Source organism: Streptomyces sp. NPDC091377 (genome assembly GCF_044757045.1).
Taxonomy (GTDB): domain Bacteria; phylum Actinomycetota; class Actinomycetes; order Streptomycetales; family Streptomycetaceae; genus Streptomyces.
This window is the reverse complement of the sequence record NZ_JBIVUE010000047.1, coordinates 1-9,832: the sequence shown is the minus strand read 5'-3', so window position 1 is coordinate 9,832 and position 9,832 is coordinate 1. Positions and strand designations below refer to the sequence as shown.

The 9,832-nt window shown below is 72.9% G+C and carries 2 protein-coding genes; both read right to left on the bottom strand.

What is annotated here, in order from left to right; all coding sequences use genetic code 11:
• On the bottom strand, positions 1-5,417 hold a 5,417-nt coding region (locus ACIQNG_RS38980; protein WP_401491973.1), incomplete at its 3' end, for a type I polyketide synthase.
• A 20-nt stretch (positions 5,418-5,437) separates the two neighbouring features.
• A partial coding sequence (locus ACIQNG_RS38975) for an SDR family NAD(P)-dependent oxidoreductase (RefSeq protein WP_401491970.1) occupies positions 5,438-9,832 on the bottom strand: 4,395 nt, incomplete at its 5' end.

Sequence of the window (9,832 nt, the reverse complement as noted above, 5' to 3'; positions counted from 1 at the left end):
AACTCCACAGCCGTCAACGAATCAAACCCCATCTCCCGAAACGCCACCCCCACCGGCACATCCACCACCGACCCAAAACCAAGAACAGACGCCACCTCAGCGCGTACCGCTTCCACCACGGCCTTGGTCAGCTGGGGTTCCGACAGGCCGGTCAGCCGTTCCGCGAGACCGTCGGTGTCCGGGCGGCGGGAACGCGGCGCTCCGCGGCCTCCGGGTACCAGTCCGCGCAGCATCGACGGCACGGTCTCGGCGGCGCGCAAGGCAGACATGTCCCAACGCGCTGCCACGAGCAGGGCGTCCGGAAGGTTCCGGGCGGTCTCCAGGAGTCCGAGTCCCTCGGTGGCGGAGAGTCCGGTGACTCCGCCACGGGACATCCGCGCCACATCACTCCCGCTCAACCCACCCGCCATACCCTCAGCCACATCCCACAGACCCCACGCCACCGACTGACCCACCAACCCCTGAGCCCGCCGCCACTGCATCAAACCGTCAAGAAACCCATTCGCCGCCGCATAATTCGCCTGCCCCGGCGAACCCACCACACCCGCCAACGACGAAAACACCACAAAGAACGAGAGGTCCATACCTTGCGTCAACGTGTGAAGCCACCACGCACCACCCGCCTTCCCACCCATCACCACACCGACCCGCTCCGGTGAGAGGGACTCCACCACACCGTCATCCACCACACCCGCCGCATGCACCACACCAGTCAGACCATGCCCCTCATCAACCGAGGCAAGAACCTCCTCCACACCCTCCCGACACGACACATCCGCCGCCACCACCCGAACCCCCGCACCCCACCCCGACAACCGCTCCACCAACTCCTCAACACCACCACCCGACACACCACCACGGCCCACCAACACCAGACGCCGCACACCACACACCGACACCAACCACTCCGCCACCAACCCACCCAACACACCCGTACCACCCGTCACCACCACCGTCCCCTCCACATCGAGCGGGCGTTCTTCGGTCGGGGTGGCCGGGACGCGGGTGAGGGTGGGGGTGTGCAGGGAACCGCCACGGACCGCGAGTTGGTCCTCGCCCGTGCCGAGGGCCGCGCGCAGGAGGTCGGGGGCGATGTCGGTGTCGTCGATGTCCAACAGGGCGAACTGGCCCGGGTGCTCGGACTGGGCGGACCGTACCAGGCCCCACATCGCGGCATGCGGCAGGTCGGTGACGCCCTCGCCCGGCAGCACCTCGACGGCGCCACGGGTGACGAGAACCAGCCGGGATTCCGCGAGCCGTTCGTCGCCGATCCAGTCCTGGACCAGGCGCAGCGTACGGACGACCGCCGCGCGAGCGGCCTCGGCGGCGTCACCGTCCGGCTCCGTCGGCAGCGGTGGGCACACCAGGACGACGTCCGTCGGTACGGGGTCGGGCAGCGTGTCCCACAGGGTCCCCTCCTCGCGGTTGGGGAGGAGCCTGGGCAGCCGGTCGGCGGTGGGCCAGCCGGGCAGGTCGTCGCCGAGGACGACCGTCCGGCCGTGGGCCGTGGGCGCCGACGGGCGGGGGCGCACGGGCCACTCGACCCGGCACAGCAGTCCGTCGGATGTACGGGACACCGTGGCGGTGCGAACAAGATCCGGCGACACGGGGCGCAGGGCCAGGGAGCCGACCGTCAGGACCGGCACGCCGGTCGTGTCGGTGGCGTGCAGGGAGACGGTGTCCGTGCCCTCGACCGGGGAGATGCGCACGCGCAGTCGGTCGGCGCCCGGCCGGTGCAGTCGGACGTCGCTCCAGGAGAACGGCAGCCGTCCGCTGTGGCCCTCCTCGTCCGCGCTGGGGGCGAGGCCGAGGGTGTGCAGGGCGCAGTCGAGCAGCGCGGGGTGCAGGCCGAACCGGCCGGCCTCCGTCTCGTAGCCGGTCGGCAACTGCACTTCGGCGTAGAGGTCTTGGCCCTGCCGCCAGGCGGCTCGCAGCCCGCGGAAGGCGTCGCCGTACTGGAAGTCGGCAGCAGCCAGGCGGGCGTACAGGCCGTCGGTGGGGACGGGGGTCGCCTCGGGGGGCGGCCAGGCGGCGGACGGCGCCAGTGGCACCGGCGTGGTGGTACCAGTGTCGGAACCAGTGTCGGAACCGGCGTCGGTGTCGGTGTCGGTGTCGGTGGTGAGGAAACCGCGGGCATGGCGGCGCCAGGCCGCCTCGTTCAGGGAGTCCGGGGCGTCGAGGGTGTCGGGTGCGTCGGGGGTGTCTTCGGCGCGGGAGTGGATCGTCAGCGGGCGACGGCCGTCGTCGTCCGGTTCCTCCACCAGGACCTGCACCTCGACCGTTCCCTCGTCCGGGACGATCAGCGGTGCTTCCAGGGTGAGTTCGGCGACACCTCCGGTGCCCGTGAGCCGCGCGGCGTGGGTCGCCACCTCCAGCAGGGCGGTGCCGGGGACCAGTACCGCGTCGAGGATGCGGTGGTCGGCCAGCCAGGGGTGCGAGTCCAGGCCGAGGCGCCCCGTCAGGAGAAGTCCGTCGGCGGCGGCGACGGTCACGGCCGCGCCGAGCAGCGGGTGCTCGGCGCTGTGCAGTCCCGCGGCGGTCAGCCCGTGGCCGCCGCCCGGGGTCGCGGTGAGCCAGTGGCGTCGGAGCTCGAAGGCGTAGGTCGGCAGTTCGACGCGGTCGCCGTCGGCACCCGGCAGGGCGGCCCAGTCCACCGTCACGCCGTGCGCGTGGGCCTCGGCCAGGCTGGTGAGGAAGCGGTGTCGGCCGCCGTCGTCGCGGCGCAGTGAGCCGACGGTGGCGGCGGGCACCTCGGCCGTGGCGGCGGTGTCGGCCACCGCGGCGAGCAGGGCCGGGTGCGGGCTGCACTCGATGAACTGGCGGTGTTCGTGGCCGAGGAGCAGGCGGACCGTCTCCTCGAAGCGCACGGTCTGCCGCAGGTTCCGGTACCAGTAGGCCGCGTCCAGTCCGGCGGTGTCCGTCACGTCGGCGGTGACCGTGGAGTAGAACGGGGTGGTGCCCGGGCGGGCGGTGATGTCGGCGAGGGTGTCGAGGATGTCCTGCCGGATCTCCTCCATCTGCGCGGAGTGGGAGGCGTAGTCGACGGGGAGCCGGCGGGTCTGGAAGCCCTCCGCGGCGGCCTGTTCGAGGAAGCGGTCGACGGTGTCGGGGGCCCCGGCGACGACCGTGGAGGCGGGTCCGTTGACGGCCGCGACGGACAGACTGCCGTTGCTGTTCTTGGTACGCCCGCTGCTCCCCGTACGCCCGCTGTTCCCGGTACCCCCGTCGTCCCCGTGGTCCCCGTCGGTCCTGGCGGCCTCGATGCGCCGGGTGGCCTCGTCGGCGGACATGGAGACGACTGCCATCGTGCCCTGCCCGGACAGGCTGCGCAGCGCACGGCTGCGCAGCGCGACGATGCGGGCGGCGTCTTCCAGGGAGAGGGCCCCGGCCACGTGGGCCGCGGCGATCTCGCCCTGGCTGTGGCCGATGACGGCGGCCGGTCGCACGCCCAGGGATCGCCACAGGTGTGCCAGCGACACCATGACGGCGAAGAGGGCGGGCTGGACGACGTCGACGTCCTCCAGCGAGGGTGCGTCGGGTTCGCCGCGCAGCACCGACAGCAGCGACCAGTCGACGTAGGGGGCCAGTGCCTCTTCGCACGCTTGCAGGTGGTCGGCGAAGACCGGGTAGGTCTCGTACAGGTCGAGGCCCATGCCGATCCACTGGGAGCCCTGGCCGGGGAAGACGAAGACGGCGTCGCCGCGGACGGCCCGGCCGGTCACCACGTGCGGGGAGCGTTCGTCGCGGGCGAGTGCGGCGAGCGCGCCTGCCCGCGTTGCGCTGTCGTCGCCGGTGATGACGGCGCGGTGGTCGAACGGGGTGCGGCCGGTGCGCAGTGAGAGTTCGATGTCGGCGGGGCGCAGCTCGGGGCGGGCAGAGACGAGGTCGTAGAGCCGTTGGGCCTGTCCGCGCAGTGCGGCGGGGGTCCGGGCGGCGAGCAGCCACGGTCGGGGCGCGGCAGCCGATCCCGTGGTTGCGCCGGCCTCGTCCGTGGAGCCGGCCCCGTCGTCGGACGGGGTCTCGTCGGGGGCCGCGGGCGCCTCAAGGATGACGTGCGCGTTGGTGCCGCTGACCCCGAAGGAGGAGACGGCGGCGCGGGCCGGGCGGTCTCGTTCCGGCCAGGGCAGTGGCTCGGTGAGCAGGTCCATGGTGCCCGCGGACCAGTCGATCGCGGTGGTGGCCGTCTCCGCGTGCAGGGTGCGCGGCAGGGTCCGGTGCCGCATCGCCATGATCATTTTGATCATTCCGCCGACCCCGGCCGCGGCCTGGGTGTGTCCGATATTCGACTTGAGCGAACCGATCCGTACGGGGTCGCCCGCCGGTCGGCCGGTCCCGTACGTGGCCTGGAGCGACTGTGCCTCGATGAGGTCGCCGAGCCGGGTACCGGTTCCGTGCGCCTCCACCGCGTCGATGTCGGCGGTCGTGAGCCCGGCCGCCGTCAACGCCTGGTGGATCACGGCCTCCTGGGCGGGGCCGCTGGGGGCGGTGAGTCCGTTGCTGGCGCCGTCCTGGTTGACCGCGCTGCCCCGGATCACCGCCAGGACGGTGTGGCCGAGGCGGCGGGCGTCCGACAGCTTTTCGAGGAGCAGGACGCCGGCGCCCTCTCCCCAGCCGGTGCCGTCGGCGTCGGCGGAGAACGCTTTGCAGCGCCCGTCCGGGGCCAGGCCGCGCTGGCGGGAGAACTCCACGAAGGTGTCGGGCGTGGACATCACGGTGACCCCGCCGGCCAGTGCCATCGAGCATTCGCCGCGGCGCAGGGCGTGGGCGGCCAGATGCACGGCCACCAGTGAGGAGGAGCAGGCGGTGTCGATGGTGATGGCGGGCCCTTCGAGGCCGAGCGCGTACGAGACGCGGCCGGAGGCGACGCTCGCCGTGTTGCCCGTGCCGACGTATCCCTCCAGGTCCGGCGGTATCTCCGACAGCCGCCAGGCGTATCCCTGGCCGATCAGTCCGGAGAAGACGCCGACCTTGGCGCCTCGTAGCGACGAGGGGTCGATGCCGGCCCGTTCGACCGCTTCCCAGCTGGTCTCCATGAGCAGTCGCTGCTGCGGGTCCATCGCCAGTGCCTCGCGCGGGCTGATGCCGAAGAACTCGGCGTCGAAGTCGGCCGCGTCGTGCAGGAACCCGCCGCGCTGGACGTAGGAGGTGCCGGTCTCCTCGGCGTCGGCGCCGCGCAGTGCGTCGAGGCTCCAGCCGCGGTCGCGGGGGAACGGGGTGATCGCGTCGCCGCCCCGGTCGACCAGTTGCCACAGTTCCGCGGGCGAGGTCACGCCGCCCGGGTAGCGGCAGGCCATGCCGACGACCGCGATCGGTTCCCGCACGGCCGCGGCCAGGTCGCGGTGCTCGCGCCGGATCCGGTCGTTGTCCTTGAGCGCCTTGCGCAGCGCCTGGACGAGCTGGTTGGCCGAGGTTTCCATGGTCGTCTCTCCCGGATGCGTCATTCTTCGAACGTGTCGAGGGCGATGCGGATCAGTTCGTCGGCGCTCATGGCATCGATCTCCCCGGGGCGGTCCTCCGGTTCGGCGGCGGCCTGCGGACGGCCGTCGCCCGCGCTGCCGCCAACACCCTTGCCGTGTCCGTGTCCGTTTCCGTGTCCGTCTGTGTGGCCGTCGCCGTGGGCGAGCCGCAGCAGTTGGGCGGTCAGTCCGGCTTCGCGGAAGATCTCGTACGGGATGGTGGCCAGCAACCTGCGGAAGTCGGCCTCGGTGAGGTGGTCGCCTGAGACGTCCGCGCCGTTGACGGTGGCCTGCGGCGGGGCGTCGGCGGCGACCTGCCGGTCCAGGTGTTCGGCGAGCAGGACCGGTGTCGGGTGGTCGAAGACCAGGGTGGCGCGCAGTGGTACCCCGGTGGCGGCGCCCAGCCGGTTGCGCAGCTCGATGCCGGTCAGCGAGTCGAATCCCAGGTCCTTGAAGGCCCGGTCGTCCTCGACGGTCTCGATCGAGGGGTGTCCCAGGACCCCGGCGGCGTGTTCACGGACGAGGCCCAGGAGCACGCGCTGCCGCTCGCCGTCCGGCAGTGTGGCGAGCCGGTGGCGGAGCTGGGTCTGTCCCTCGCCGGTGGCCGCGTTCCGCTGCCGGGGGCCACGTCCGGCCGCCGAGGTCGCCGCGGCGGCCAGCAGCGGGTGGGTGTGCCGGTGGCGCGGGTCCAGCTGGAGGAGCGCCAGGTGCGGCTGGTCTACGCGGTTCCAGGCGCGGTCCCACATGCGCAGCCCGGCCTCGGTGCTGAGCGGCACCATCCCGTTGCTCGCGATGCGCGCCAGGTCGCCGTCCGTGAGGTGACCGCTGATCCCGCTGCGCTGTGCCCACAGGCCCCACGACAGCGACTGCGCCGCCAGCCCGCGGGTATGCCGGTGTTCGGCCAGCGCGTCGAGGAAGGTGTTCGCCGCGGCGTAGTTGCCCTGCCCGGGCGCGCCGACGACTCCGGCGGCCGAGGAGAACAGGCTGAACATCGCCAGGTCTGCGCCGCGGGTCAACTTGTGCAGGTGCCATGCCGCGTCGGCCTTCGCGGCGAGTACGGCGGCGACCCGTTCCGGCGTCAGCGAGCCGATCACCGCGTCGTCGGCCACCCCGGCGGCGTGCAGGACACCGGTCAGCGGATGCTTCGGGTCGATGCCGTCGAGAAGGGCGGCGACCGCTTCCCGGCGGGACACGTCACAGGCGACGACCCGAGCCTCGGCCCCCGCTTGCCGCAGTTCCTCGACCAGTTCGTCCGCACCCTCCGCCTGCGGGCCGCGCCGACCGGCGAGCAGTAGGTGCCGGACGCCGTGCTCGGCGACCAGGTGCCGGGCCATCAGCGCCCCGAGGGTGCCGGTGCCGCCGGTGATCAGGACGGTGCCCTCGGGGTCGAGCGGCGCGGGGACGGTGAGGACCAGCTTGCCGGTGTGCTTGGCCTGGCCGAGGTACCGGAACGCGGCCGGCGCCGAGCGGATGTCCCAGGTCGTGAGGGGCAGCAGGTGCAACGCGCCGTCCCGGAGCAGGGCAAGCACGTCGGACAGCATGGCGCCGATCCGCTCCGGCGGCGGGTCGCCGAGGTCGAAGGTCCGGTACGTCACTCCGGGCGGGAGGTCGTCCTCGTCGCGGACGTCGGTCTTGCCCATCTCCACGAACCGGCCGCCACGGGGCAGCAGTGCGAGCGAGGCGTCCACGAACTCACCGGCCAACGAGTTCAGCACGACGTCGACACCGTGTCCGTCGGTCACCTCTGCGAACCGCCCGAGGAACTCGACATCGCGGGAGGAGGCCATGTGGTCGTCCCGCACTCCGAGCGCCCGCAGGGTGCCCCACTTCGACGGGTGCGCCGTAGCGAACACCTCCGCGCCGAGGTGCCGGGCCAGTTGGACAGCCGCCATGCCGACCCCGCCCGCACCGGCGTGGATCAGCACCCGCTCCCCGGCGCGCAGGTCCGCGAGGTCGCGCAGCGCGTACCAGGCGGTCAGGAACACGATCGGCACCGACGCCGCCTCCGCGAACGACCACTCCGACGGCACGGGGGCGACCATCCGGGCATCCGTAACGGTGACCGGTCCGAAGCTCTCCGGCATGAGACCGAAGACCCGGTCTCCGACGGCCAGTCCGGTGACGTCGGGTCCGACTTCGGTCACGACTCCGGCGCCCTCCGCGCCGAGCGCGGCGTGTCCCGGGTACACCCCGAGGGCGACCATCACGTCGCGGAAGTTGAGGCCGGCGGCGCGCACCGCCACCCGGACCTGACCGGGCGCGGGCCCGTCGGTGGGCGGGGTGGGGTCGGGGGCGAGGGTCAGCCCGTCCAGCGTGTCGCCGCCGGGGGTGAGCCGCCAGCTCTTGGTCTCCGGGACGGGCAGCACGTCAGCGTCGAGCGGGACGAGGCGAGGTGCGAGCAGCGCGCCGTCGCGCAGCGCCAGTTGCTCGCGGCCCGCCCGGTCGACCGCGGCCAGCAGGTTCCCGACGGTGATGCCGTCGTGGGGCCTGTCGGCGTCGGTGTCGAGCAGGACCAGCCGGCCGGGGTGCTCCGCGGCGGCCGACCTCGCCAGGCCCCAGACGGCGGTGACGGCCGGATCCACGGTCCGGTCACCGGGGCCGGTGACGACGGCTCCAGCGGTGCGGATCAGCAACCGGGTGTCGGTGAGCGCGGGCGCGGCCAAGAACGCCTGTAGTTGCAGGAGCAGCCACTCCGTGGTGGCGCGGGCGCGCTCGGGTGTGGAGTCGAGGGCACTGTCCGGCAGGTCCAGGACCACCCACGCGGGGGTGGTCGGGCCGTCGTCCACCGCTCGGAGGACGTCGGCTACGCCGGGGTGATGCCCCACCGTCACCAGCGCGAAGTCTTCGGGTGGCGCACTCTCCGCCCCCTCCGGGTCTGTGACGACGACGGTGCTCTGCTCCCAGCGCATCCGCAGCGGAGTGTCCTGCGCCGGGTTGAGCGCGGCCTCGTTCACCGGGCGGAAGGCGAGGGATCCGATGCTGACGACGGGCTGCCCGGTGGGGTCGACGGCGTCGACAGTGACGCCGTCGGCGCTGCGGCGCAGTCGGGCGTGGAGGGTACGGGCACCGGTGGCGTGGACGGTGACGCCGGTGAACGCGAAGGGGAGTCCGCCCTCGGCACCCGCCTGGTTGCCGCCGGTGGCGGCGGCAAGGGCGTGCAGGGCGGCGTCGAGCAGGGCGGGGTGGAGGGCGAAACCGGAGGGGTCGTCGGGGAGGACGACCTCGGCGTAGACGTCCTCGGCGTCCAGCCAGACGTTCCGCAGGCCCCGGAAGACCGGGCCGTAGTCGAACCCGGCCGCGGTCAGCGTGTCGTAGACCTCGTCCGCAGGCACCTGCTCACCGGCGGGGGGCCATGTCCAGGGCTCCGTTGCCGTCCCGGCGGCTTCGGTGAGGACGCCGGTGGCATGCCGGGTCCACTCGCTCTCCTCAGCACCGGCATCGGCATCGGCATCGGCACGCGAGTAGATGTGCACCGCGCGCCGGTCCTGCTCGTCCGGATCGTCCACGACCACCTGCACGACCACGGCCGCCTGTTGGCCGGGGAGCACCAGTGGCGCCTGTAGTGTCAGCTCCTCGATGTGTGCACACCCCAGCCGGTTCCCGGCGTGCACCGCCAGGTCCATGAACGCCGTGCCCGGCAGGATCACCGTGCCCGACACCGCGTGATCAGCGAGCCAGGGCTGTACCGACTCCGACAACCGCCCGGTCAGCACCACACCTCCGCCCGCCAACCTCACCTGTGCCCCCAGCAAGCGGTGACCGGCGACGGTCAGGCCCGCTCCGCCCAGGCCCGCGGCCGATCCCCCGGACCCCGACACCCAGTAACGCCGTCGCTGGAAGGCGTAGGTGGGCACCTCCACCTCGGGGTGGGTGATCCAGCGGCGCCAGTCGACCTCGACACCGTGGACGTGCAGGCGGGCCAGACCGCCCAGCACACCGGCGGCCTGATCACGGTCACGCCGCATGAACGCCGCGACCACCTCGCCCTCAGCTTCCGGCAGCGCGGCCGACAGCGCCGGTTGCGGGCCCACCTCGGCCCACACCCGTACACCCACCTCACGCGCCGCCTCTACGGCGTCGGCGAACCGCACCGGGCGGCGGGCATGCTCCACCCAGTAGTCCGCGCTCCCGAAGTCCGGCCCGGCCAACTCCCCGGTCACCGTCGAGACGACCGGGATTTCTGCCGGGCCGTGCTTCAGGTCCGCGATCCGGGCGGCGAACTCCTCCAGCACCGGGTCCATCAGCGGAGTGTGGAACGCGTGCGACACCGGCAGCCATCGTGTCCGCACCCCCTCACCGGCCCACTCCTCCACGACCGTGCGCACCGCGTCCCGCTCACCCGCCAGCACCACCGCCTCCGGCGCGTTCACCGCCGC